This window comes from Micromonospora sp. ZG13, from assembly GCF_059359355.1.
On sequence record NZ_JCADBQ010000007.1, the window covers coordinates 243,083 to 266,898 of the forward strand.

Here is a 23,816-nt window from a genome sequence, read left to right on the forward strand (position 1 = left end):
CAACCAGAGCAAGGAGCAGACATGCGAAACGTGGCCGTGGGCTTCGTCGAAGCCGAGGGTTTCACCCCCATCTTCGACGCCGTCGACGCGATGGTGAAGGCCACCGAGGTCGAGGTGACGAAGGTCGTACGCCTCGGCGGCGGCATCGTCGCGGTCGCCGTGCGCGGCGACCTCGCCACCGTCGAGGAGGCGGTGGACATCGGCGAGGAGACCGCCCGGACGCGCAGCCGCTCGGTGCGCTCGATCGTCTTCGCCAGCCCCTGCGACGCGGTGAGCGCGCTGGCCGCCGAGCCTGACCTCGTCGGCAACTGACAACCGGGTAAGGAGAATCAGACATGTCCTCCGACATCGCGATCGGAATCGTCGAGACACGCGGCCTGGTGGCGCTCTCGGCGGGGATCGAAGCCATGATCAAGACCGCCGACGTCCGCTGCGTGGCCGTGGAGCGGGTCACCAGCGGCTACCTCGCGGTCGCCGTCCGGGGCACCCTCGCCGCCGTACGCCAGGCCGTCTCCGCCGGAGAGGCCGCCATCCGCGCCCACGGCGAACTGCGCAGCTCCCAGGTCTACCCGAAGCCCCACCCGACCACGGCGGCCCTGCTGGACGCGCCCGAACCGGCCCGCATCCGCGAGGTCATCGCCGGCCTGCGGGGAGAAACCGATGGTGCTCGGTGAGGTCGTCGGCAAGGTGTGGGCCGACCGCATCCTGCCGGCGTTGCAGGGCAGGCGGCTCGTCCTGGTCCGGCCGCGCGGCGACGGGCCCGACCTCGTCGCCGTCGACCCCCTGAACGTCGGCGTCGGCACCACCGTCCTGGTCGTCACCGACGAGGCCGCCGCGGCCGTGACCGGCCAACCCACCGTGGACGCCGCCGTGGTCGCGCTCGTCGCCGAGCCCGGCAGCGAGCGGACCGAACCCCGCACCTGAACCGGAAGGGACACCCGACGATGCCCGAGTCATCCTGGCCGACGAGCCTGCGCGACGGCCGCCCCGGCGCCGACCCGCCGACCCTGCGCAACTTCGTCGGTGGTGAGTTCGTCGAGGGTGGGCGGCGGTTCGTCAAGTGCAGTCCGGTGACGGGTGAGCCGGTGTTCGAGGTGGCCGAGGCGGATCGGGCGTGTGTGGACGATGCGGTGGCGGCGGCACGGGCGGCGCTGCGGGGGCCGTGGGGTCGGATGGGGGAGCGCGAACGGGCCGAGGTGTTGCGTCGGGTGGCCGACGAGTTGGAGCGTCGTTTCGACGATCTGGTGACCGCCGAGGTGGCGGATACGGGTAAGTCGATCTCGCAGGCGCGCACCCTGGACATTCCGCGTGGTGCGGCGAACTTCCGGGCGTTCGCGGAGATCGTGGCGACGGCGCCGACGGAGTCGTTCACGACGGTCACGCCGTCGGGTGGGCGGGCGCTGAACTACGCCGTGCGTAAGCCGGTCGGGGTGGTGGCGGTGATCGTGCCGTGGAACCTGCCGCTGCTGCTGCTCACCTGGAAGGTCGCTCCGGCGTTGGCGTGCGGTAATGCCGTGATCGTGAAGCCCAGTGAGGAGACGCCGGCGTCGGCGACGCTGTTGGCGGAGGTGATGGCCGCCGCCGGGGTGCCGGAGGGTGTGTTCAACCTGGTGCACGGCTTCGGTCCGGATTCGGCGGGGGAGTTCCTGACTCGTCATCCGGACGTCGACGCGATCACGTTCACCGGCGAGTCGTCGACCGGCAGCGCCATCATGCGAGCCGCTGCCGATGGGGTGCGGCCGGTGTCGTTCGAGTTGGGTGGCAAGAACGCGGGTCTGGTCTTCGCGGACGCGGATCTGGATGCGGCGGTGGCGGGTTCGGTGCGGTCGAGTTTCACCAATGGTGGGCAGGTGTGTCTGTGCACGGAGCGGATCTATGTGCAGCGGCCGGTGTTCGAGGAGTTCACGGCGCGGTTGGCTGAGCGGGCTGCCGCGCTGTCGTTCGGGTGGCCCGCGGACGAGGCGACGGTGAACATGCCGTTGATCTCTCATCAGCATCGCGACAAGGTGCTGGGCTATTACGACCTGGCCCGTGGTGAGGGTGCGCAGGTGCTGGCCGGTGGTGGTGTGCCGGCGTTCGGTGATGCGCGTGATGGTGGTGCGTATGTGCAGCCGACGGTGTTGACGGGGCTTGCTGCGGATGCGCGGACCAATCGTGAGGAGATTTTCGGGCCGGTGGTGCATGTGGCGCCGTTCGATGATGAGGACGAGGCGTTCGCGTTGGCCAACGGTACGGAGTACGGGTTGGCGGCGGCGGTGTGGACGCGGGATGTGGGGCGGGCGCATCGGGCCGGTATGGGGTTGGATGCGGGGATCGTGTGGGTGAACACGTGGTTCCTGCGGGATCTGCGGACGGCGTTCGGTGGGGTGAAGGCGTCGGGTATCGGGCGTGAGGGCGGCGTGCACTCCCTCGATTTCTATTCCGAGCTGACCAACGTCTGCGTGGACCTGACATGACCGCCATCGAGTTGGCGGCCGGCGAGCTGCTCCAGGCACGGGAGTCCGGCACGCCCTGCCCGCCGCTGCGCGGGCGGCTCCTGCCGGAGGGCGACGTCGACACGGCGTACCTCGTGCAGCAGCTCCAGGTCCGGCGGTGGCTGGACGCCGGTCATCGGCGGGTGGGTGCGAAGGTCGGGTTGACGTCGCGGGCGGTGCAGGAGAGCTTCGGTGTGTTCCAGCCGGACTTCGGGGTGCTGCTGGATGACATGGCGGTGCCGGACGGCGCGGAGGTGCCGATGGGCCGGCTGTTGCAGCCTCGGGTGGAGGCGGAGGTCGCGTTCGTGCTCGGCGCGGACCTGCCCGACGAGCGGATCACCAGCGCGGACGTGATCCGGGCGGTGGATCACGTGTTGCCGGCGATCGAGATCGTGGATTCTCGGGTGGCGGGTTGGGACATCTCGATCGTGGACACGGTGGCGGACAACGCCTCCAGCGGCCTGTTCGTGCTCGGTACGACGCCGCGTCGGCTGGCGGACGTGGATCTGCGGTTGTGCGGGATGGTCCTGGAGCACGCCGGTGAGCCGGTGTCGGTGGGGGAGGGCGCGGCCTGCCTGGGCAACCCGTTGCACGCGGTGCAGTGGTTGGCGCAGACGATGGCCCGCTCGGGTGACCCGCTGCGCGCGGGCGACGTGGTGCTGTCCGGGGCGCTCGGCCCGATGGTGCCGGTGACGCCCGGTGCGGCGTACGAGGCGCGCATCTCGGGGCTGGGTTTGGTGCGTACCTGCTTCTGGGGGGAGGCGTCGTGAGTGCGGTGGCGGTCTTCGCGGTGGTGCATGCGCGGTATGGCCCGGCGACCGTCGCGGTCTTCGGTGAGGGGGAGGCGTCGTGAGTGTTGGTGTGGCGGTAATCGGGTCGGGCAACATCGGCACCGATCTGATGATCAAGGTATTGCGGTTGTCGGAGTCGTTGCGGATGGTGGCGATGGGGGGCATCGACCCCGACTCTGACGGCCTGGCGCGGGCCCGGCGGTTGGGTGTGGCGACGACCGCCGAGGGTGTCGACGGCCTCGTCGGGATGCCGGAGTTCGCCGAGGTGGAGTTGGTGTTCGATGCCACGTCGGCGGGCGCGCATCGGCGTAACGACGCGGTGTTGGCGGCGCATGGTCGGCTGGTGGTGGACCTGACGCCGGCGGCGGTCGGTCCGTACGTGGTGCCGCCGGTGAACCTGGACGAGCACCTGCACCAGCGCAACGTGAACATGGTGACGTGTGGTGGGCAGGCGACCGTGCCGATCGTCGCGGCCGTCGGTCGGGTCACGCCGGTGGTGTACGGCGAGATCGTCGCCTCCATCGCTTCCAAGTCGGCGGGGCCGGGGACGCGGGCGAACATCGACGAGTTCACGGAGACCACGGCGCGGGCGATCGAGGTGGTCGGCGGCGCGCAGCGCGGTAAGGCGATCATCGTGTTGAACCCGGCGGATCCGCCGCTGTTGATGCGCGACACCGTGTACTGCCTGTGCGAGGACGCCGACGCCGACCGGGCGGCGATCGCCGCATCGGTGGCGCAGATGGTGGCGGCGGTGCAGGAGTACGTGCCGGGGTACCGCCTGAAGCAGGACGTGCAGTTCGACCGCGTCGATGCGTACGTGCCGTCGTTGGGTCGGCGCCTGAGCGGGTTGCAGGTGTCGGTGTTCCTGGAGGTCTCCGGCGCGGGCCATTATCTGCCGGCGTACGCGGGGAACCTGGACATCATGACGTCGGCGGCGCTGCGAACGGCGGAGCGGCTGGTCGGGCTGCGATCGGCAGCGACCGGTCATGAGAGCGCGGGCCGCGACGGCGCTGATGACGACAGCGCGGACCACCCCAGCACTGACGGCGACAGCGCGGGCCATGACGGCCCTGGTGGCGATGGCGTGGGTCGGGACGTCGTGGAGGTGGCCCGGTGACTGATCTGTACATCCAGGACGTGACGTTGCGCGATGGCATGCACGCCGTCGCCCACCGCTACACGGTCGAGCAGGTCCGCACCATCGCTGCGGCGTTGGACGCGGCGGGGGTGGCGGCGATCGAGGTCGCGCATGGTGACGGGCTGGCCGGGTCGAGTGTGAACTATGGCCATGGTGCGGCCAGTGATGCCGACTGGATTGCGGCGGCGGCGGAGGTGATGACGAACGCGAAGCTGACGACGTTGCTGCTGCCGGGGATCGGCACGATCGCCGATTTGAAGGCGGCGAAGGCGCTCGGGGTGACGAGTGTGCGGATCGCGACGCACTGCACGGAGGCGGACATCTCGGCGCAGCACATTGCGTGGGCGCGGGAGAACGGCATGGACGTGTCCGGGTTCCTGATGTTGTCGCACATGAACGACCCGGCTGGTCTGGCGGGGCAGGCGAAGTTGATGGAGTCGTACGGGGCGCACTGCGTCTACGTCACCGACTCCGGCGGCCGGCTCCTCATGTCCGACGTCGCGCAGCGGGTGGACGCCTACCGGCAGGTGCTGGAGCCGACCACGCAGATCGGTATCCACGCCCACCACAACCTGTCCCTCGGTGTCGCCAACAGCGTCGTCGCGGTCGAGCACGGACGCATCCTCGGCGACGGGCCACTCGGGTCGGCGCACGGGCGCACGGTCCGCGTCGACGCGTCGCTGGCCGGGCAGGGCGCCGGGGCGGGTAACGCGCCGCTGGAGGTGTTCGTCGCGGTCGCGGAGTTGCACGGGTGGGAGCACGGGTGTGACGTGTTCGCCCTGATGGACACGGCCGACGACATCGTGCGGCCGTTGCAGGACCGGCCCGTGCAGGTCGACCGGGAGACCCTCTCCCTCGGCTACGCGGGGGTGTATTCGAGTTTCCTGCGGCACGCCGAACGCGCCTCGGACAAGTACGGGGTGGACGTGCGCTCGATCCTGGTCGAGTTGGGTCGCCGCCGCATGGTCGGCGGGCAGGAAGACATGATCGTGGACGTGGCACTGGACCTCGCCGGCAAGGAGACATCATGATCGGCCCGGATACCGCCGGTATCGCCGAACGCCTCGGCATGGCGGCGGACACCGCCACCGCCATCCCGCAGTTGGCCGCCGAGACCGGCTTGGACGTGGATGCGGCGTATGCGGTGCAGACCGCGCTGATCCAGCGTCGCCTCGACCGGGGCGAACGCCTCGTCGGGCTGAAGATGGGCCTGACCAGCAAGGCGAAGATGGCGCAGGTCGGCGTGGACGAGGTCATCTGGGGCCGCCTCACCGACACCATGCGCATCCCCGACGGCGGCACCCTCGATCCCACCAGGTTCATCCACCCCCGCGTCGAACCGGAGGTGGCGTTCCTGCTCGACCGCCTCCCGGAGCCGGGCGAGCCGGTGGGCGACTTCACCGACGCCGTGCGCGCCGTCGCCCCCGCAATCGAGGTGATCGACTCCCGGTACGCGAACTTCAGCTTCTCCCTGCCCGACGTGATCGCCGACAACACCTCCGCCGCCGCCTTCGTCATCGGGCCCTGGTCGCCGGTGCCCGACGGCCTCGACAACCTGGGCGTGCTGCTGGAGATCGACGGACGCGTCGCGCAAGTCGGCTCCACCGCCGCGATCCTCGGCGACCCCCGCCGCGCCCTCGACGAAGGTATCCGCCTCGCCGGCCGCCACGGCGTACGCCTACGCGAGGGCTGGGTGTTCCTCGCCGGCGCCGCCACCGCCGCCGTTCCCCTCAAACCCGGCGCCCACGTCCGCGCCGTCGTCGAACACCTCGGCACCACCACCCTGCGAGCCACCGCATGACCGCGAGCCAGGGCACGACCGCGAACCAGGGCACGACAGCAGGCCGCAGCGCGACCGCTGGCCACGGCGGGAGCACGCAGGCGCACGTCGTCGCCGGCAAGGCCACACCCCGCGGCGCGTTCCCGCACGTCAAGGTCGCCGGCGGATTCGTCTTCGTCTCCGGCACCTCCAGCCGCCGACCGGACAACACCTTCGCCGGCGTGCAGGTCGACGAGTTCGGCACCACCAACCTCGACATCCGCGCACAAACCAGAGCCGTCATCGACAACATCGCCGACCTGCTGCGGACAGTCGGCGCCGACCTGAACGACCTCGTGCAGGTCACCACCTACCTCGTCACCATGAACGACTTCGGCGGCTACAACCAGGTCTGGGCCGAATACTTCGACGCCACCGGCCCCACCCGCACCACCGTCGCCGTGCACCAGCTACCCCACCCGCACCTGCTCATCGAGATCCAGGCCGTGGCCGCACTCCCCCTGACCTGACGCCGTTCAGCGTGAGTTTCGAGGGTTGACGCGTAGGCGCGCCCGTCGGACCCAGTTCGACGGCGGCGTAGCGCCTTTTGGGTCAGCGGGCGATGAGCAGCAGCAGGCTGCGACCACGCAGCAGGTAGTTGGTGCCCTGACCGCCGAGCAGCGTCTCCGACCCGGGTACGGCGACCTGGTCGGCGCCCTCGGCCCAGGTGGCGGTGTCGGTGACCCGGTACCAGTTCTTTCCGGCTCCCGGGGATGGCAGAGTGAAATTCACGTCCCCGGACCAGCCGTTGTAGCCGACGTAGATCGCCGGGGCCGGGTCGCCGAGCTCGGTGCCGTCGATCCGCCAGCCCAGCGCATGGTTGTTGGCGTTGCCCCAGTACGCGCCGTCCGGGCTGGTGCCGGCCGGGGTAAACCAGGCCAGCTGGGCAAGCCCGTTGCCGTTGGTGTCGGCGGCGGAGTAGAAGTTCGCCGGCCGTAGCGCCGGGTGCGCGTGGCGGAAGGCGGCCAGCCGGGAGGCGAAGGTGCGGAAGGTGCTCTGCTCGGCGGTCGGACTCCAGCCCAGCCAGTTCGCCGACGAGTCCAGGTTGTACGGGTTGTTGTTGCAGCGGATGCCGCGCAGCACCTCGTCGCCGCCGGTGACCATCGGGGTGCCGGCCGACAGCATCAGGAAGGCGTGCCCGTTGCGGGCGGCCCGGCGCTGGTCGGCGGCGATCCCGCCGTGGTCCCAGGAGATGTTGTCGTCGCTGCCGCCGTCCGACGGCCCGTACGGCCACGCCTGGTTGTTGTTCTTGCTGTTGCAGGCGTACAGGTCGGCCAGGGTGAACCCGTCGTGGGCAACCATGAAGTTCACCGAGTTCCACGGCCGCCGGCCGTCGTCGCCGTAGAGGTCGGAGGAGCCGGCGAATCGGTCGGCGAGTTGGCCTGGGGTGACGGGGCTGACGCCGAGCTTGTTCTGGTCGCGGCGCAGCGTGTCCCGGTACTGCCCGTTCCACTCCGACCAGCCGGCGGGGAAGTTGCCCACCTGGTAGGTCCCGGCGCCGATGGCCCACGGCTCGGCGATCCAGTCGACGCCGGTGCCCCCGCCGCCCGGTCGGGGCGGCATCTCCCGGGTGATCCGGTTGAGTGCGGTGTTCGGGTCGGTGCGGCTGTAGGAGAAGCAGCCGTGCTGGCAGGTGTTGCCGAGCACCGAGGCGAGGTCGTGCCGGAAGCCGTCGACCCCGAGCGTGTTCTTCCAGTACGCCAGCGAGTCGACGATCAGGTCCTGGGCGACCGGATTGTAGGTGTTGTAGTTGCCGCCGACGCCGGTGTTGTCCCAGGAGGACTGCCGGTCGGCGGTGAGCGAGTAGTAGGTGGGGTTGTCCAGCCCACGCCAGGAGACGATGTCGTAGACGTTCGACCCACCGGAGCTGTAGACACCGCCCTCGCCGGTGTGGTTGTAGACCACGTCGAGGAGCACCTTGATCCCGGCGTCGTGGAACGCCTTCACCATCTGCTGGAACTCCCGGGTCGGCCCGCCCGGCGAGCGGTCGTAGGCGTACCGGCGGTCCGGGGCGAAGTAGTTCAGGGTCATGTAACCCCAGTAGTTGTCGCCCGCGGTGCCGGTCGGGTCGACGTCGATGGTGTCGTTCTGGGTCTCCTGCAACGGCAGGAACTCCACCGCGGTCACCCCGAGCGAGGCCAGGTACGCGGCCTTCATCCCCGCCCCCCGGTAGGTGCCCCGGTAGGCGGCCGGCACCGACGGGTCGTTGCGGGTCAACCCGCGCAGGTGCACCTCGTAGACGAGGTCGTCCTTCAGGGCGCGGCCCGGCTTGGTGCCGAAGGCGGGCGTGGTGGTCGGTAGGACGACCCCCTTCGCCGCGTGCGGGCCGCTGTCGACGTTGCGGTGCGTCGGGCCGGAGGCGTACACCGTCGAGGTGGTCATGCCGGGCCGCAGCGGGTCGTGGCTGATCTCTCGGGCGTACGGGTCGAGCAGGAGCTTATTGGGGTTGAACCGGTTGCCGGTGGCGTCCACGTCGGTGACGAACCCGACCGAGGAACCCTTCGTCCAGCCCGTGCGGTACGGCCAGTTCGGTCCCCAGGCCCGGTAGCCGTAGTAGACGGTGCCGGTGATGCCCGCGCTGCGCAGGGCGGCGACGTCGACGGTGACGCTGAACGTGCCGGCGCTGTCCCTGGTGAGCAGATAGCTGGCGTTCTCCTGGGTGCCGGTGGGCGCGGCGTAGAGGTTGACCGTCATCCGGGTGGCCGCGGACGAGTGGACCCGGAAGGTGATCCGCGACCCGGCACTGTCGTAGCGGGCGCCGAGGGTGCGGGAGTCGATCCCGGCGACGGCCGGTGCGGGCGCGGTGACCAGGGGCGCGGCGACGCTGGCCAGGGCGGCGCAGAGTAGGGCGGCGAGGGCGGCTCGGGCACGCGAGGCTTGCGCTACGGGCATGGTCATCTCCGGACGGGACGCGAAACCGGGGTGCTTGCAAGTTCCTGCAAGATTTACGAAAAGGTAACAGCCGATTTCACGCTCGTAAAGAGTGCTATCGATCTCCGACCGTCCCGCTGGGCGACGAGGCGTACGTTCTCTTCGGTCCCAAGGCGGGCGCCTGCCGATCTGAGTCAGCAGCGCGTCACAGGTCGCCGGCGGGCCGCAGTGTCACCACCGACCGCTGCGCACGGGTCATCTCCACGATCTGGACCCTGCCTGGGCCGAGCCGGCGGACCGCCTCCGGCAGGCGGACGTCGTGGGTGAAGACCAGTACCTGCCGCCGCACGGCCAACGCGGCGAGCACCCGGGCCAGGCCGTCCACCTTGGCCGAGTCCATGCCCCGCACCGGGTCGTCGGCGACGACGAACCGGAACGGGCTCTCCGGCGCCCACCCGCGCGGCGCGACCCGTTGGCTGGCCTCGGTGAGCCGACTCAGCTCGGTGGCGGTGAGGAACGGCCGGTACCGCTCCAGCGGGCGGGCCAGCCTCAGCTGGGCCAGGCTCCAGTGCCGTCCCCGCTCGCTGGCGACGGTGACCTCCGCGTCGGCCAACGTCGCACCGAGCGGCCAGGACCGGGTCACCGTCACCGGCTTCGCCTCCCCGTCGACGTGCAGCTGCGCCACGATCCAGCACGGGTCGGGGGAGTGCAGGTTGCGCCATCCCGTACGCCAGTCGATGTGGCGTTCCGCCCAGCGGGCGCTGTCGCCGGTCAGCGCCAGCTCGACGGCCTCCGCGAAGCTCGACTTGCCCGAGCCGTTGCGCCCGATTACCAGCGTGATGCCGGGGCTGGGGTCGATCCGCAGAGTGCGTTCCGGGCCGACGGCGCGGAACCCAGCGACGGTGATCGAGGAGAGCCAGATGGTGTGGTCGGGCGGCTGACGGGGGACCGGCATGCTCGTCTCCGGATGTGTGCGGCTGGTCTGGGTCAGCGGGATGGATGGTCAGGGGGTGTGGCTCGGCAGGCGGAAGGTCGCCAATGTGCCGGTCTGCCGGAGGATCAGGCCGGGGCCGACCCAGGAAGGGAACGCCTCCGTGTACGAGTCGACGCTGTGCTGGCCATCGAGAACCACGATCATCTCCCGGGGTGAGAAGTCAGCCGGTGTGGTCAGGTGGCGACGGTGGCGTGCCAGTCGCGGAGGAACGCGTCGACCAGGGCGTGCGCGCGGGGGCGTACGTCGAAGGACTCGCCGAGCCGGCGGCGGGCCATGTGGGACAGGCCGTCGGCGGCCTCGTTGAGCGCGTGGCCGCTGTGGCCCTTGACGTGCGCGAAGGACAGATGCGGCCGCTGGCGCACCAGCTCGGCGAGCCGGACCAGGGTGGGCTGGGCCGAGCACCGGCGCGGGCGCAGGCTGTAGCCGGCCGGCATGGCGTTGACCTCGCCCGCCTGCCAGCGGTGCAGGTACCGCAGGGCGGCCAGGCTGTCCAGCAGCACGGTCATGCCGGCGGGCACCTCGTCGTACGCGGACAGCAGGAATTCGACCGCCCGCAGCTCGTTGATCAGCACGCGCGACGGGCCGGTCGGGTCCAGCCGGCCGGTGCCCCGGCTGCGCAGGCCCCAGTGACCGTCGCTGACGACGTACGCGATGCCGCCGGCACGACCCCTTCCAGCTGGCGTCGGTCGCGGCGACGAGCGGCGCGGACGTCCCCGCCCAGCGACCGACCCGACCGCGACCGCGCTGCTGGTCCGGCAGCGACCGGCAGGTCGACCCGTGCCGGGCGGCCTGCTGCTCCGCCGTGTCGAGCAGCTGCCGGGCCGAGGCGAGTTCGTCGTAGTGCGCGGCGGTGAGTGCCAGCCGCACGGCGTCGCCGATGCGCTGGCAGTCCTCGCAGCGGGTGACGCGGGCGTAGGCGCGCAGCGCGACGGCGCGCTCGTGCAGGGGTGTGGGGAGCAGGTCCAGGGCGCGCAGGAACTCATCGGGACGCACGACGCCTCCTGACGTCTCGTAGCGGGGAGGGGCGAGAGCGACGCGGTCTGCCCGCCCTCGCCGCTGTGGCGCTGATGTCGTGAACGGATCAGGCGGGCGTGATGGTCCAGTTGCCGTCCGCCGTCACCTGGACGAGGGCGGGCGCTTCCAGCGGACGGACGCCCGAGTAGCCGCCGATCTCGTTGATCAGCAGACCGCCCTCCCCGGTCTCCATCGAGTAGGCGTGGATGACGAAGTTCCCACTGCCCCTGGTGTGGGTGATCTTCGCGGCGGTGGCGGCACCGCCGAGCACCAGCACGTCGTCACCCTTGCCTGCGGCCTTGCCGGTGGGTGCCTTCGTGGCCAGCTGGGCCACGCTGCCGATCGTCAACGTCCAGGATCCGGAGGCCTCCACCTCGAACTGGGTGGTCAGCGAGCCGTCCTCGAGGTTGATCCAACGCTTGCCGCTGTAGGAGCCGATCTCGTTGACCAGCAGTCCGTCCCCGTCGCTCTTGAGGACCGTGTTGCTGGAGCACTTGCAGGTGAACTTGACGACCGACAGGTCGGTCAGCTCGCCTACGCGCACGATGTCGTCGCCGCGTCCCTTGACCACCTTGGGCTTGGGGGTCGGCGGGGCCGTGGTCGGCTCGGGGGCGGTGGTGGTGGGAGCGGCCGTGGTCGGAACCGCCGTGGTTGGGGCGGCGGTGGTGGGAGCAGCCGTGCTCGGTGCGACGCTGCTCGGAGTGGTTGACGGGAGGCTGCTGGCGCTGGTGGCCGGTTCGTCCTCGTCGCCAGCGACCGCACCGATGACCGCACCACCGCAGCACAGCGCGACGACGAGGGCCACGCCACCGACGGCCCAGGCTCGGGCGTTCGAGCGCCTGGGCGGGGCGGGCATCCCGGCGATGGTGTAGCCCGACGAACCGGGCGGGCCAGGCGGTGGTACCGCCGCGCCGGCCGGGGGAGGCGGAAGCTGCGCGGCCGGGTGCGGCGGGCCAGCGGACACCGGCGGGACGGCGGGCCGCTCGGCGGGCATCGGAATGGTCGGATCGGTCACGACAGTGCTCCTCTGTGAACTGACGCGGTGGTGGGCTGACGCCCGGGAGGCAACGGGGCGGGCGGGACCGCCCGCCCCGACGAGACGGCGGGTGGTCAGCTCAGGGAGACGGTGACGCCGCCCGAGAACGGCGAGTCGTGCAGCTCGAGCTTGGTGAGCTTGACGTTCTTCGGGATGTCGAAGACGACGACGCCGGTGACCTGGTTGCCGGGGTTGATGTCGTTGAGGAACGTCTCGGCGTTCTTGTTGGCGTAGATGGCGGCGCCGGTGTCGGAGGAGTACTCGGTGCCGTCGGCCGCGTATGCCTTCTGGCTGCTGCCGTCGAACATCTGGGCTTCCTTGCCGATGTTCTTGACGTTGATCGTGACCAGGCAGAACTGGCCCTGCGCCTTCTCGCCGAGCACGCTGTCGCCGACCTTCGCGACGCCGCACTTGGACGACTTCACCGTGAACTCGAACTTCCCGTCGCGGGCCGGCTGGCCGATCTTCGCGGTCTTCGCCGCCTTCTCCTCGCCCTTGGCGGCACTGTCGCTGCCCGAGCTGGTCGCGGTGTCGGTGTCGGTGGTACCAGCGCCGCATCCCAGCGCGACGACGGCGGTGGCGAGCAGGGCGAAGGTCGTGGTCTTGCGCATCGTTGTCCTCCAACTGTGAATGTGGCGGGGTCAATAAGAGCATCGTCCGACAACTCTGTCAACAAACAAGGTGAGCCTTGACGGGTGTGCGAGACTTTCTACGTGAAGACACCGACCGTGACCGCCGCAGAGATCGCCCGGCTCGCCGGGGTCGGACGCGCCGCGGTCAGCAACTGGCGAAAACGGCACCCCGACTTCCCGGCCCCGGTGGGCGGCACCACGGCCAGCCCGGAGTTCGACCTCATCGAGGTCGAGCAGTGGCTACGCGGCCAGGGCAAGCTCCCGCAGCTGTCCCGCGCCGACCGGCTCTGGCAACACCTCGCCGCCCCGAAGGAGACCCCCGCCGCCGCGCTGGCCGCCGTCGGCGCCCTGCTGCTCGCCCGCCACCGTGACGACCGCCCGGCACCCGGACCCGCCGACGCCCATCTCGCCGCCCTGCTACCCGACGTTGACGCCCTCGCCGACGAACTCGGCCCCCAGGCCGCCTTCGATGAGCTGTGGCGGCGCTTCTCCGCCCCCGGCCCGGGCCGGCCCTACGCCACCCCCGACGAGCTCGCCGACCTGATGGTCGGCCTCGCCGGCGTCGGCGGCTCCGTCCTCGACCCGGCCGCCGGCACCGGCGCCCTCCTGCGGGCCGCCGCCCGCGCCGGCTGCACCTCGGCGTACGGGCAGGAACTCGATCCCGACCTCGCCCGACTCGCCGGGCTGTCGCTCGCCCTGCGCGAGGTGCCCGGCGAGGTGTGCCCGGGGGACTCGCTGCGCGCCGACGCGTTCTCCGGCCGCACCGTCGACGCGGTCGTCTGCCACCCGCCGTTCGGCGCCACCAACTGGGGCGACGCGGAACTCGGCTACGACCCCCGCTGGGAGTACGGCGTCCCACCCCGCACCGAACCCGAGCTGGCCTGGGTGCAGCACGCCCTGGCGCACCTGCGGCCCGGCGGGCATGCCGTACTGCTCATGCCGCCGACCGTGGCCGGACGGCGTGCCGGCCGGCGGATCCGGGCCGAGCTGCTGCGCCGAGGAGCGCTGCGCGCCGTCATCGCGCTGCCCAGCGGCGCGGCCGCGCCACACGGCGTACCTCTGCACCTGTGGGTGCTGCGGCGACCCGCCGCCGACGCGCCCGCACCGGCGCGGGCGCTGCTGGTCGACGCCGCCGAGGGCGACCTCGCGGAGCTGTCCGCGCGGGTGCTCACCGCCTGGCGGGCCTTCGCCGCCGCGCCCGAGGCCGAGGCCGACGAGGCCGGGTTCGCCCGCGCGGTGCCGGTCATCGAGCTGCTCGACGAGGACGTCGACCTCACCCCCGCGCGCCGGCAACCCGCCGTCGGGGTCGAGCGGACCGGCGAGCACCTGGTACGCACCAGGGACCGGCTCGCCGCGATCGTCGGCGACCTGCCCGCGCTGATGCCCCAGGTCACGCCCACACCTGACGGGGCAGCACCGCTCACGACGTCGGTCGCCGAGCTGATCCGCAGCGGCGCACTCCACCTGCTCGGCCCGGTCCGGGTCTCCACCTCGACCCCGGTGACCAGCTCGGCGCCGGTGCTCACCGTGCCCGACGTGCTGGCCGGCGTCGACGCCACCGGACAGGTCGACGAGCGGCTCGGCCAGGAGATCCCGCTCGCCGTCGGGGACGTGGTGGTGCCGATGATCGCCCGTACGCTCACCGCCCGCGTCATCACCGCCGAAGGTGCGCTGCTGGGGCGCAACCTGCACCTGCTACGCCCCAACCCGGCCGCCCTCGATCCGTGGTTCCTCGCCGGGCAACTGCGGACGTCGGCCAACGAGAAGCAGGCGTCGAGCCTGTCGGGGACGCTGCGGTTCGACATCCGACGGGCGCAGGTGCGGCGGCTGCCGTTGGATGAGCAGCGGGCGCACGGGGAGGCGTTCCGGCGGCTGAACGCGTTCGAGTCGGCGATCCGACAGGCGGCGTCGCTGGGGGCTGAACTCGTCCAGCTCACCGCCGACGGCCTGGCCCAGGGCAGTGTCCGTCCGCACGGTGGATGAAGCTTGCGGTGCGGAAGAACCGCCGTTCGGCGGCTGGCATCGTGCTCGTCCATCGTTGTACGGTCGTGCGTCCGCCGGGCGTGGGGCCGGCGGCGGGCGCATCGGTGCAGGTGGGTGCCACCACGTGGGGGGTCTGATGGCGCTGGAGAGAGTCGGCGGGTACGAAGTGGTGCGGCCGCTCGGATCGGGCGGGATGGGCACGGTGTACTTCGCCGTCTCGCCCACCGCCGACCGGGTCGCGCTCAAGGTGATCAAGAAGGAGCTGTTGTCGGACCCGACGATCCGCGAGCGGTTCGCCGGCGAGGTGGGCAGCCTGAAACTGGTGTTCGGGTCCCGGGTGGCCCGCTTGGAGGACGCCGACCCCACCGGTGATCCGGCATGGCTGGCGGTCGAGTACGTGCCCGGTGCCACGTTGCGCCAGCATGTCGACGCGAAGGGACCGCTGTCGCTGCCGATGGCCGCGATGGTGGGGGCGATGCTCGCCGACGGCTTGACCAAGGTGCACCAGGCCGGGCTCCTGCACCGTGACCTCAAACCGCAGAACATCATCCTCGGCCCGGACGGCCCCAAGCTGATCGACTTCGGCCTGGCGGTGCTGATGGACCGCGAGCATTACGTGACCGACGCCGGTGTGCTGGTCGGCACGCCCGCCTACATGTCCCCTGAGCAGGTTCGCGGGGAGCGGGATCTGACAGCGGCGGTCGACATCTACGGGTTGGCGGCCACTCTGGTCTTCGCGCTCACCGGTCACGGGCTCTATCCGCCGACCAACTCCTGGAACCTGCTGCTGCGGATCACCGAGCCGACCGATCTGCCCGATCTCTCCCGGGTGCCGGACGAGTTGGTGCAGTTGCTCGGCGCCATGCTGGCGCACGATCCGACGGCTCGGCCGGGGCTCGACGACGTCCGCGCCCGACTGCTTGCCGTCGCCACCGAGAGCGGCGGCAAGACCGCCCTCGACCTGCGCCGGGACGTCGCCGCCCTCACCTACGACGCGGGCACGGAACTGCTGGTCCCGCCGGACCTGGTCGATCCGCAGCAGGACCCGGAAGGGTTGCCGGTCGTCGACGAGGCGAGCACCGTGCAAGCACCCGAGACGGCGCCGACAACGGCCGACCCCGAGCGCCCGGCGCACCCACCCACCGACGTCAGCTGGCTGGTCGACAAGCTTCGCCGCCAGTACGCCCGCCGCTCGACCCTGTAGGAAGGCTCCACCCGATGACCACCTCCCAGGCCGCGACCTTCGCCCCGGGCTCCCGCATCGTCGTCCGCGACGAGGAGTGGCTGATCCGCAGCGTCAAGACCGGCACCGCCGACGGCACCATGATCAAGGCGGTCGGGGTGTCCGAGTTCGTGCAGGACGTCGAGGCGACCTTCTTCACCGCACTCGAGGACATCACGCCGCTGGTGCCCGAGGAGACGGAACTCGTCCAGGACACGTCGTCGCGGTTCCGGCAGAGCCGGCTGTTCCTGGAGGCCGTGCTGCGGCGTACTCCGCTGCCGCGTACCGAGAAGGGCCTGGCCCTGGCCGACCGGTTCCTGCTCGACCCGCTGACCTACCAGCAGCGCCCCGTCGAGCTGGCGCTGTCCGGCCTGCGGCCGCGGATCCTGCTCGCCGACGTGGTCGGCCTGGGCAAGACCCTGGAGATCGGGCTGATCCTCGCCGAGCTGATCCGCCGGGGCCGGGGTGACCGCATCCTGGTGGTCTCGCCGCAGCAGGTGCTGGAACAGTTCCAGCGCGAGCTGTGGACCCGCTTCGCGATCCCGCTGGTGCGGCTGGACTCGACGGGCATCCAGCGCATCCAGCAGGAGATCCCCGCCGGGCGGAACCCGTTCACCTACTTCAAGCGGGCCATCATCTCGGTCGACACGCTCAAGGACGCCGGCCAGTTCGGCCACCACCTGGACGCCACCACCTGGGACGCCGTCGTCATCGACGAGTCGCACAACCTCATTAACCGGGGCACCCAGCGCAACGAGCTGGCCCGCCGCCTGGCCGCGAAGACCGACGCGCTGCTGCTGGCCAGCGCCACCCCGCACAACGGTGACAAGGAGTCCTTCGCGCAGCTGATCTCGCTGCTCGACCCGGCGGCCATCGCCAACGAGAAGGACTACCAGGCCAAGGACATCGCGCACCTCTACCTTCGCCGCACCAAGATCAGCCCGGAGGTGCGCGACCAGATCGGCGACCGCTGGGCCGAGCGCGGCCCGTCACAGGCGGTGCACTGCGCGGCCGGCCCGGTCGAGGAGCAGATCTTCGACGAGCTGACCGACGTGTGGCTGGCCGGCAAGTGGACCGACGAGGCGATCACCGGGCAGCACCGGCTCTTCCCGTACACGCTGTTGAAGTCCTTCCTCTCCTCCCATCGGGCGCTGCACGAGACGGTGACCAACCGGCGCAAGAAGGCCACCGGCACCGAGCGGGCGGCGCTGGACCGGCTCGCGGAGCTGACCTCCGCGATGACCGACCGGGACTCCAGCAAGCTCAATGGGCTGGTCGACGAGCTGAAGAAGATCGGCGTCGGGAAGAACAGCGACATCCGGGCGGTGGTCTTCTCCGAGCGGGTCCCCACCATCAAGTGGCTCGCCGAGGTGGTCCCCGGGATGCTGGGCCTGAAGCCGAACCAGATCCGGGTGCTGCACGGCGGGGTGGCCGACAAGGACGAGCAGACCATCCTCCAGGAGTTCGAGTTGGCCGGCAGCGACGTCCGGTTGCTCTTCACCGGTGACGTCGCCTCCGAGGGTGTCAACCTGCACCAGCAGTGCCACCACCTGATCCACTACGACATCCCGTGGAGCCTGATCCGGATCGAGCAGCGCAACGGCCGCGTCGACCGCTACGGGCAGAAGCACCAGCCGCAGTTCCGCGCGCTCATCCTCACCTCGGAACGTGAGGACGCCAAGGACGACCGGACGGTCGCCGAGAAGCTGCTCGACCGGGAGGAGACCGCCCACCGCAGCCTCGGCAGCGTCGAGGCGGCGACCGGCCTCTACGACGCCAAGGCCGAGGAGGACCGGCTGGTCCGTGACCTGCTCGCCGGCAAGACGGTGGAGGAGTCGTACGCGGAGGCCCACGAGGAGATCGACGTCATGGCCGACCTTTTCGGCGACGTCGGCACCGCACCAGTCACCGCGGACGTGCCTCAGGCGCGAGTGCCGAAGCTCTTCGACTCCACCCGCGACTTCGTCGACGCCGCCCTGTACGAGATCTACGAGGACCGGCCCGAGGATCACATCGACCTGCGCCGGGAGGACGAGCTGCTGACCTTCCTCGCCCCCGACGACCTGGTGCACCGGCTCACCGACCTGCCCCGCTCCTACCTGCGCGCCCACCGCGAGGGTGAGGACCTGCGACTGAAGGTCACCTTCGACCGGCCGCTCGCGCAACGCAAGCTTGACCAGGCCCGGCAGAGCAAAACCCCGATGTGGCCGGAGATCGCCTTCCTCAGCGACGTACACCCGATGGTCGACTGGCTGGTCGACAAGGTGCTGATCCGGCTCGGTCGCCAGCAGGCGCCGGTGCTCACCGCCGACGTGACCGCGCCGACGTTCCTGATCCAGGGCGTCTACGCCAACCGTCTCGGCCAGCCCACGGTCGTGCAGTGGATGGCCGTCACCGGCCTGCCCGCGTCACCGACCATCCGGCCCATGGACGAGGTGCTGCGGGAGGCCAACGTCGGCCCGGCCATGGTCAACCGCGCCGAGACCATCGCGATCGCTCCGCTGAAGGAGCTGCTGCCGGCGGCCGTCGACGTGGCCCGGCGGTACCTCGAAGGCGAACGCGACGCCTGGGCCGAGGCCAACGCCGAGCCGCTGTGCCGCTACCGCGAGCAGTTGACGACCTTCCAGCAGGCCAGCCTGCTCGACGAGCTGCCCGGCCCGCACCGGGAGAAGCGACGCCAACGCGTCGACGCCACCGTCGCCGAGCAGCACGACCTGCTCGACCGCCTGGAAACCGCCGGCGACCCGCTGCTGCGGGTCCTCGCCGTCCTCGTACCGTCGCAGGAGAGTGCCGCATGAGTTTCGAGTCGCTGACCAACCGCGGCGAGTACCTCTCCGCCCACTACCTCGCCGAGATCCTGCCCACCACCCTCAAGGGCGGCCTGCTCAAGCAGTGGGCCGAGCGGGAGAAGAGCGGCGAGCAGACGCCGCGCACCCGGTTGCGCCGGATGCGCCGGCCCTTCTTCGACGCCAAGACCGAGCTGACCGACGTCGACTTCTTTGACCCGGAGCGGCTGCGCAAGCACCACCGGGACGTGCTGGAGGCGCTCGGCTTCGACCCCCAGCCACAGACCGTCACCGTCGAGCGGACCGGCCAGGAGTACGAGGTCCGCGTCGCCCACGCCGAACTGGAGGCCGCGCACGGCATCGTCGCGCTGGACTGTGGTTGGGCGGTCGACACCGAGGCGGCCCAGGACCCGGACGGCGCCGGTCGCCTGCTCGACCCGCTCACCCTGTCGAGCACCGAGACAATCGAGACGGGCGCCAAGCTCGCGTCCCTGCTGTTCGCCGCCGACAGCCCGAAGCCCCGCTACGTGCTGATCCTCAGCGGTGGCGTGGTCACCCTCGCCGACCGCACCGTCTGGGGCGAGGGCCGCTACCTGGCCGTCAGCTTGGACACCGCGTACGCCCGCAACGACGACAAGGAACTCGACGTCGTCGCCGCCCTCTTCGGCGCCGACTCGCTGCGCCCACCCGCCGAGGGTGGCACCGAACCTCTCGCTGACCTGGTCGCCGGCTCCCGCCAGCACGCCGTCGGGGTGTCCAGTGAACTCCGCGAGGGACTGAAGGTCTCCGTCGAACTCATCGCCAACGAGGTCCTCGACCAGATCCGGCGGGCCGGCTACCAGCCGCAGCAGGTGATGGCCCTGGACGAGCTGGCCAAGGAACTCGGCCGGGAGGCCCTGCGCTACCTGTACCGGATCCTGTTCCTGCTCTACGCCGAGGCGCGTCCCGAACTCGGCGTGCTGCCGGTCAACGACCCCCAGTACGTCGAGGGCTACAGCCTCGCCCGCCTCGGTGACCTGGTGTCCCGGCGGATGGCCCCCTCTGCCGAGGGCAGCTACCACCTGTACGAATCGCTGGACCTGCTGTTCCGCATGGTCAACGACGGGCACCGGCCGCGTGGCGGCGCGGCGGTCGACGAGAAGGCCAGCGAGGGGGAGGGGCTGCGCTTCGAGCCCATGAAGTCGGACCTGTTCCTGCCGGAGAAGACCAAGCTCATCGGCCGGCTCATCCCCGAGCCGGACGCCGACGACATGGACGACGCCGACGCGCCGAAAATCGACACCCGGCTGCGCAACAAGGTCCTCTACGAGGTGCTGCGCCGGCTCATGCTCACCAAGGGCGGCAAGAAGCGCCGTGGCGGCTTCATCTCGTACGCCCAGCTCGGCATCAACCAGCTCGGCGCGGTCTACGAGGGCCTGATGTCGTACACCGGTTTCGTCGCCACCGAGCAGCTCTACGAGGTCGCCAAGAACGGTGACCCGAAGGACGGCTCGTGGATGATCCCGGCCTCCAAGGCCGACGAGTACGACGACAACGTCTTCGTCTACAAGGAGGACCCGTACACCGGCGTCCGCAGCCGGGTCAGCTACCAGCCCGGCCAGTTCGTCTACCGGCTCGCCGGCCGGGACCGGCAGACCAGCGCCTCCTACTACACCCCACAGTCGCTGACCGAGGTGACCGTCCAGCTCGCCCTCAAGTACCGCCTCGACCAGGACGGCACGGTCACCCCGGCCCGGGAGCTGCTGGACTGGACGATCTGCGAGCCGGCGCTCGGCTCCGGCGCGTTCCTCAACGAGGCGATCAACCAGGTCGCCGCCGAATACCTGCGCCGCCGCCAGAAGGAACGCGAGATCACCCTCGACCCGGAGCAGTACCACCTCGAACTCCAGCGGGTGAAGGCGTACATCGCCCTGCACAACAGCTACGGCGTCGACCTCAACCGCACCGCTGTCGAGCTGGCCGAGGTGTCGCTCTGGCTCAACGTCATGCACGCCGGCCTTCAGGCCCCCTGGTTCGGCCTGCACCTCCAGCGCGGCAATTCGCTCATCGGCTGCGGACGCATGACCTACGAGGCGAAGCAGCTCACGGACAAGTCGTGGCTGACCACCGCCCCGGCGGAGAAGCCTTTCCGGGACGGGCCGATCGACGAGGGCACCATCCACCACTTCCTGCTCCCGGCCGACGGGTGGGGCGCGGTCGCGGGGGAGAAGGAGGCCCGCGAGCTGGCGCCGGCCGAGACCGCCAGGCTCAAGGCATGGCGTACGGCGATGAAGCGCGCCCCCTCCGCCAAGGGCAAGAACTCACAGGTCAAGCGGTTGCAGGCGCTGGCGGGGCGGGTGGAGTTCCTATGGGGGCTGGTGCAGCAGCGGCTCGCCATCTCCGAGCGGGAGATCCGCCGCGACATCCGGGTCTGGGGCGCAGACGACCTGCCTCCGGTCACCGAGGCGGTGCCCCGGGACGAGATCCTCGCCGACCTGACCGCGCCCGGCACGCCGTACTGGCGGCTCAAGACGCTGATGGACGTCTGGTGCGCGCTGTGGTTCTGGCCGCTGGACAAGGTCGGCCTGCTCGACGGCTCCGACCCGGCGTATCCGGCCGCGCCTGTCCAGGTCTCCCACGTCAAGGACGAGCCAGCGTACGAGGAACCGCCGGTCTACGAGACTGCGGACATCTTCGGCAACGTGCAGCCGCAGCAGATGAAGATGCCGACGAAGGCGACCGGCACCCGGCGGATGACGGTGGCGGAACAGCTTCGCCAGCAGGTGCCGCTGTCCAACCTGGACGACTGGCTGACCTTCGCCGAAGCACTCATCGGCCGCAGCGACGTGGACGAGGACACCGAGCGGTTCTACGGCAGGAAGCTGACCAGCCTGAGCGAGATGAGTGAGTTTGAGCGGAAACTGGAAGGCGTTAGTGGCGTCGACTCGCTTGGAACCCTCAACGACCGTTTCCCCTGGCTACTCACCGTCCACCAGATCGCTAATCAGCAAGCTTTCTTCCATTGGGAGCTAAATTTCGGTCTGGCCTTTGCAAAAGGTGGCTTCGATATCCAGGTTGGTAATCCACCATGGGTGCAACCCGTCTGGGACGAGGACGCGCTCCTTGCCGAGGAGGACGCCTGGTTCGCGATCGTCGGCAAGCCGGACCTTACCGCGAAGCGTGAGCGTCGATGGAACCTGCTCCGCCGAGGCAAGTCTCATGATCTATTCAAGCAAGAACGAGCGATAGTATCAGGTATTGCCAACTATCTAACCGCGTCAGCTAACTACCCCGTGCTTGCTGGTAGTCAGCCCGATTTCTATCGAGCTTTCATGGTGAGAGCCTGGAAAAGTATCGGCTCCGGAAAGGGGGTCGCTGGACTTATTCATCCTGACACACATTTCTCTGGTGTTCATTTTGGCCACCTCAGGTCCGTCGCCTATCGTCATCTACGCGCCCATGCGACTTTCATCAATGGGGGCAATTGGGCTTTCCCTCGGCCAGTGGGTGATACCAAGCCCTTCGGAATGCACATCTATGGCCGCCAACGCCCTGCCGAATTTGTTCACGTTAGCCACCTTTACGGAGCGCAGGTACTCGCGCAATCATTCGATCATGACGGCGAAGGACCTCTGCCAGGTATTAAAAATGAGAAAAAATGGGACCTCCGTCCGCACAAGTTGAGGCTCTTTCAAGTCGACACTGAGGTTCTAGCTGGCTGGCGCGATCTCTCTGGCGACAAGGAAAGCCCTGCCGACGCTGCAGCGCTTCTCTACCCGCTGACCGCTGCTGAGCGACGACCGCTGTTGGCGTTGTCATCGGCCCGCCTCAGGGTGGGTATGCTTGACCCATTCGTTAGTTCAGGCTGGCATGAAAAGGGCGCGCAGACACGTGGACTGATCCGCTGGGAGTCGACCTCGCCGAATCAGCCTGATGAAGCGATATTGCAAGGACCGCATGTTGGAGTCGCTTTACCGCTCGCGAAAGAGGCGAGAGTTCCCTGCAAATCGCCTAACGATTGGGATCCTCTCGATCCGAAGACCGCTGCTCCCCTCTTTTCGGCGCGGACCAATTTCGTTCGTTCGTGTGATCGTCGGCGCTTTCAGGATTCGCAGGATTCTTGGCGCGGGCGTCGGTATTCAGAATATTACCGGCTGGCCTGGCGAAAAATGATCGCTTTCAATAGCGAGCGGAGCCTTTATGCCGCTCTGATTCCGCCGGGTCCCACTCACATCGATGGCCTTTATTCGATGGCGTTTCGGGAAAATGCTACGACCGCGCTCGCGGCTGGTTTTTGGGCGTCGCTGCCACTAGACTACTTGCTCCGAATAACTGGTAAGAAAAACCTGCATCCGTCCGACCTTCCGTTCATGCCGGCGGGGGAAAGCGATCATCCATTAGCTTCTGCGCTCCTGCTGCGCGCGTTACGCCTCAATTGTCTAAGCGCCAGCCACGCCGATCTCTGGGAGGAGCTCTTTGACGCGGCGTGGCCGCATGAAGAAGACTGGGCCGTCGAATGGCCTGGGATGGAGTCGCTCTCAAATGTCGATCCCGTGTGGAGTCGCTCGACTGGTCTTAGGTCTGAGCGGGAAAGGCGTGCTGCTCTCGTTGAAGTCGACGCCCTAGTGGCGGCGTGGTTGGGAATTCCCTCCGATGATCTAGTTGCCGTATATAGAACTCGTTATCCAGTCCTTGCTGAGCGGGAGGCGGTCACCTGGTTTGACGCCTCAGGCATGAAGATCTGTGGTGATAGCAGGTCGCGTGGTTTGAAACAAAATCGGGATGACTACGCCCAACTTGTGGCGTACTTAGATCATCCGCAGCGGAATCTAGTTCCGCAAGGCTATGCTGCGCCGTTCTATAAGGCGGATCGGGAAAGCGAGTACCGGCAGGCCCATGCCGCGTTCAGCAAACGGCTTCGAGATGCGACCAACGGAGGCTGGCGGTCGTCGTAGTCGGTTACACTTTGTAGCGAGAGCAGTTTCTTCCCGTAACGTGAAGCGGCGGTCTAGCCGTTGAGCGTAGTTGCGTGGCGGAACTGCTGGAACTGTTTAGCCAGAGGGCTGAGTTGGCGCGT

General features: G+C 69.5%; 19 protein-coding genes and 1 pseudogene. 14 read left to right on the forward strand and 6 right to left on the reverse strand.

What is annotated here, in order from left to right; all coding sequences use genetic code 11:
- Nucleotides 1-21: 21 nt before the first annotated feature.
- The 9 genes and pseudogenes from AC5L34_RS17535 to AC5L34_RS17575 all read left to right on the forward strand — a co-directional run bounded on the left by AC5L34_RS17535 (nt 22) and on the right by AC5L34_RS17575 (nt 6,692).
- Nucleotides 22-312 (forward strand): BMC domain-containing protein, encoded by a 291-nt coding sequence (locus AC5L34_RS17535; RefSeq protein ID WP_089000518.1) that lies wholly within the window; start codon nt 22-24, stop codon nt 310-312.
- Nucleotides 313-335: 23 nt separating this feature from the next.
- Entirely contained in the window at nt 336-674 is a 339-nt protein-coding gene (locus tag AC5L34_RS17540; RefSeq protein WP_089000517.1) for a BMC domain-containing protein, read from the forward strand.
- On the forward strand, nt 661-924 hold the full coding sequence (locus AC5L34_RS17545) for a EutN/CcmL family microcompartment protein (protein WP_494825931.1): 264 nt from the start codon (nt 661-663) through the stop codon (nt 922-924). The genes AC5L34_RS17540 and AC5L34_RS17545 overlap by 14 nt, the downstream gene beginning before the upstream one ends.
- A 20-nt stretch (nt 925-944) precedes the next feature.
- On the forward strand, nt 945-2,456 hold the full coding sequence (locus AC5L34_RS17550; RefSeq protein ID WP_494825932.1) for a 2-hydroxymuconic semialdehyde dehydrogenase: 1,512 nt from the start codon (nt 945-947) through the stop codon (nt 2,454-2,456).
- A complete protein-coding gene (locus AC5L34_RS17555) occupies nt 2,453-3,244 on the forward strand; it encodes a 2-keto-4-pentenoate hydratase (protein ID WP_494825934.1) in 792 nt (263 codons plus the stop codon). Before AC5L34_RS17550 ends, AC5L34_RS17555 begins: the two co-directional genes overlap by 4 nt.
- A 79-nt stretch (nt 3,245-3,323) precedes the next feature.
- A pseudogene (locus AC5L34_RS17560) lies at nt 3,324-4,238 on the forward strand (acetaldehyde dehydrogenase (acetylating)); the annotation flags it as partial.
- Between the two features lie 140 nt (nt 4,239-4,378).
- Nucleotides 4,379-5,434 carry a 4-hydroxy-2-oxovalerate aldolase gene (gene dmpG, locus AC5L34_RS17565; protein WP_494825936.1) on the forward strand — a complete coding sequence of 352 codons (1,056 nt, stop codon included), beginning with the start codon at nt 4,379-4,381 and terminating at the stop codon, nt 5,432-5,434.
- Entirely contained in the window at nt 5,431-6,204 is a 774-nt protein-coding gene (locus tag AC5L34_RS17570) for a 2-keto-4-pentenoate hydratase (RefSeq protein ID WP_494825938.1), read from the forward strand. Before dmpG ends, AC5L34_RS17570 begins: the two co-directional genes overlap by 4 nt.
- Nucleotides 6,201-6,692 carry a RidA family protein gene (locus AC5L34_RS17575; RefSeq protein WP_494825940.1) on the forward strand — a complete coding sequence of 164 codons (492 nt, stop codon included), beginning with the start codon at nt 6,201-6,203 and terminating at the stop codon, nt 6,690-6,692. Before AC5L34_RS17570 ends, AC5L34_RS17575 begins: the two co-directional genes overlap by 4 nt.
- 82 nt (nt 6,693-6,774) lie before the next feature.
- On the opposite strand, the gene AC5L34_RS17580 is transcribed toward AC5L34_RS17575, so the two are convergent.
- The 4 genes from AC5L34_RS17580 to AC5L34_RS17595 all read right to left on the reverse strand — a co-directional run bounded on the left by AC5L34_RS17580 (nt 6,775) and on the right by AC5L34_RS17595 (nt 10,659).
- On the reverse strand, nt 6,775-9,120 hold the full coding sequence (locus AC5L34_RS17580) for a glycogen debranching protein (RefSeq protein ID WP_494825942.1): 2,346 nt from the start codon (nt 9,118-9,120) through the stop codon (nt 6,775-6,777).
- A 178-nt stretch (nt 9,121-9,298) separates the two neighbouring features.
- Complete coding sequence (locus AC5L34_RS17585) at nt 9,299-10,048, reverse strand: AAA family ATPase (protein ID WP_441177570.1); 750 nt, start codon at nt 10,046-10,048, stop codon at nt 9,299-9,301.
- A gap of 48 nt (nt 10,049-10,096) precedes the next feature.
- Nucleotides 10,097-10,225: a hypothetical protein gene (locus AC5L34_RS17590; RefSeq protein ID WP_441177571.1), complete on the reverse strand. Its 129-nt coding sequence runs from the start codon at nt 10,223-10,225 to the stop codon at nt 10,097-10,099.
- A 35-nt stretch (nt 10,226-10,260) separates the two neighbouring features.
- Nucleotides 10,261-10,659, reverse strand: a complete 399-nt coding sequence (locus AC5L34_RS17595; protein ID WP_494825944.1) for a ribonuclease HI — start codon at nt 10,657-10,659, stop codon at nt 10,261-10,263.
- A gap of 205 nt (nt 10,660-10,864) precedes the next feature.
- Here AC5L34_RS17595 and AC5L34_RS17600 point away from each other — a divergent pair, with 205 nt between their 5' ends.
- Nucleotides 10,865-11,092, forward strand: coding sequence for a hypothetical protein (locus AC5L34_RS17600; protein WP_494825946.1), 228 nt, complete (start codon nt 10,865-10,867; stop codon nt 11,090-11,092).
- A 76-nt stretch (nt 11,093-11,168) separates the two neighbouring features.
- Here the strand turns inward: AC5L34_RS17600 and AC5L34_RS17605 are convergent, their stop codons facing one another.
- Nucleotides 11,169-12,116: a hypothetical protein gene (locus tag AC5L34_RS17605; protein WP_494825948.1), complete on the reverse strand. Its 948-nt coding sequence runs from the start codon at nt 12,114-12,116 to the stop codon at nt 11,169-11,171.
- A 95-nt stretch (nt 12,117-12,211) separates the two neighbouring features.
- Nucleotides 12,212-12,748 carry a DUF4352 domain-containing protein gene (locus AC5L34_RS17610; protein WP_441177574.1) on the reverse strand — a complete coding sequence of 179 codons (537 nt, stop codon included), beginning with the start codon at nt 12,746-12,748 and terminating at the stop codon, nt 12,212-12,214.
- A 102-nt stretch (nt 12,749-12,850) separates the two neighbouring features.
- On the opposite strand from AC5L34_RS17610, the gene AC5L34_RS17615 reads away from it, so the two are divergent.
- The 4 genes from AC5L34_RS17615 to AC5L34_RS17630 are packed head-to-tail and all read left to right on the forward strand — an operon-like array spanning nt 12,851 to nt 23,694.
- Nucleotides 12,851-14,752 carry an N-6 DNA methylase gene (locus tag AC5L34_RS17615; RefSeq protein WP_494825950.1) on the forward strand — a complete coding sequence of 634 codons (1,902 nt, stop codon included), beginning with the start codon at nt 12,851-12,853 and terminating at the stop codon, nt 14,750-14,752.
- On the forward strand, nt 14,730-15,956 hold the full coding sequence (locus AC5L34_RS17620) for a serine/threonine-protein kinase (RefSeq protein ID WP_494825951.1): 1,227 nt from the start codon (nt 14,730-14,732) through the stop codon (nt 15,954-15,956). The genes AC5L34_RS17615 and AC5L34_RS17620 overlap by 23 nt, the downstream gene beginning before the upstream one ends.
- A 14-nt stretch (nt 15,957-15,970) precedes the next feature.
- Nucleotides 15,971-18,772 carry a helicase-related protein gene (locus AC5L34_RS17625; protein ID WP_441177579.1) on the forward strand — a complete coding sequence of 934 codons (2,802 nt, stop codon included), beginning with the start codon at nt 15,971-15,973 and terminating at the stop codon, nt 18,770-18,772.
- The gene (locus tag AC5L34_RS17630; RefSeq protein ID WP_494825954.1) at nt 18,769-23,694 is read left to right on the forward strand and encodes a DNA methyltransferase family protein; all 4,926 of its coding nucleotides are present in this window, start codon (nt 18,769-18,771) and stop codon (nt 23,692-23,694) included. The genes AC5L34_RS17625 and AC5L34_RS17630 overlap by 4 nt, the downstream gene beginning before the upstream one ends.
- Nucleotides 23,695-23,816 lie beyond the last annotated feature (122 nt).

Coding starts and splice junctions, on each gene's coding strand:
- AC5L34_RS17550 (WP_494825932.1), top strand. CDS start 945: ATGCCCGAGTCATCCTGGCCGACGAGCCTGCGCGACGGCCGCCCCGGC.
- AC5L34_RS17625 (WP_441177579.1), top strand. CDS start 15,971: ATGACCACCTCCCAGGCCGCGACCTTCGCCCCGGGCTCCCGCATCGTC.
- AC5L34_RS17630 (WP_494825954.1), top strand. CDS start 18,769: ATGAGTTTCGAGTCGCTGACCAACCGCGGCGAGTACCTCTCCGCCCAC.
- AC5L34_RS17535 (WP_089000518.1), top strand. CDS start 22: ATGCGAAACGTGGCCGTGGGCTTCGTCGAAGCCGAGGGTTTCACCCCC.
- AC5L34_RS17585 (WP_441177570.1), bottom strand. CDS start 10,048: ATGCCGGTCCCCCGTCAGCCGCCCGACCACACCATCTGGCTCTCCTCG.
- AC5L34_RS17570 (WP_494825938.1), top strand. CDS start 5,431: ATGATCGGCCCGGATACCGCCGGTATCGCCGAACGCCTCGGCATGGCG.
- AC5L34_RS17610 (WP_441177574.1), bottom strand. CDS start 12,748: ATGCGCAAGACCACGACCTTCGCCCTGCTCGCCACCGCCGTCGTCGCG.
- AC5L34_RS17540 (WP_089000517.1), top strand. CDS start 336: ATGTCCTCCGACATCGCGATCGGAATCGTCGAGACACGCGGCCTGGTG.
- AC5L34_RS17555 (WP_494825934.1), top strand. CDS start 2,453: ATGACCGCCATCGAGTTGGCGGCCGGCGAGCTGCTCCAGGCACGGGAG.
- AC5L34_RS17575 (WP_494825940.1), top strand. CDS start 6,201: ATGACCGCGAGCCAGGGCACGACCGCGAACCAGGGCACGACAGCAGGC.
- AC5L34_RS17580 (WP_494825942.1), bottom strand. CDS start 9,120: ATGACCATGCCCGTAGCGCAAGCCTCGCGTGCCCGAGCCGCCCTCGCC.
- AC5L34_RS17545 (WP_494825931.1), top strand. CDS start 661: ATGGTGCTCGGTGAGGTCGTCGGCAAGGTGTGGGCCGACCGCATCCTG.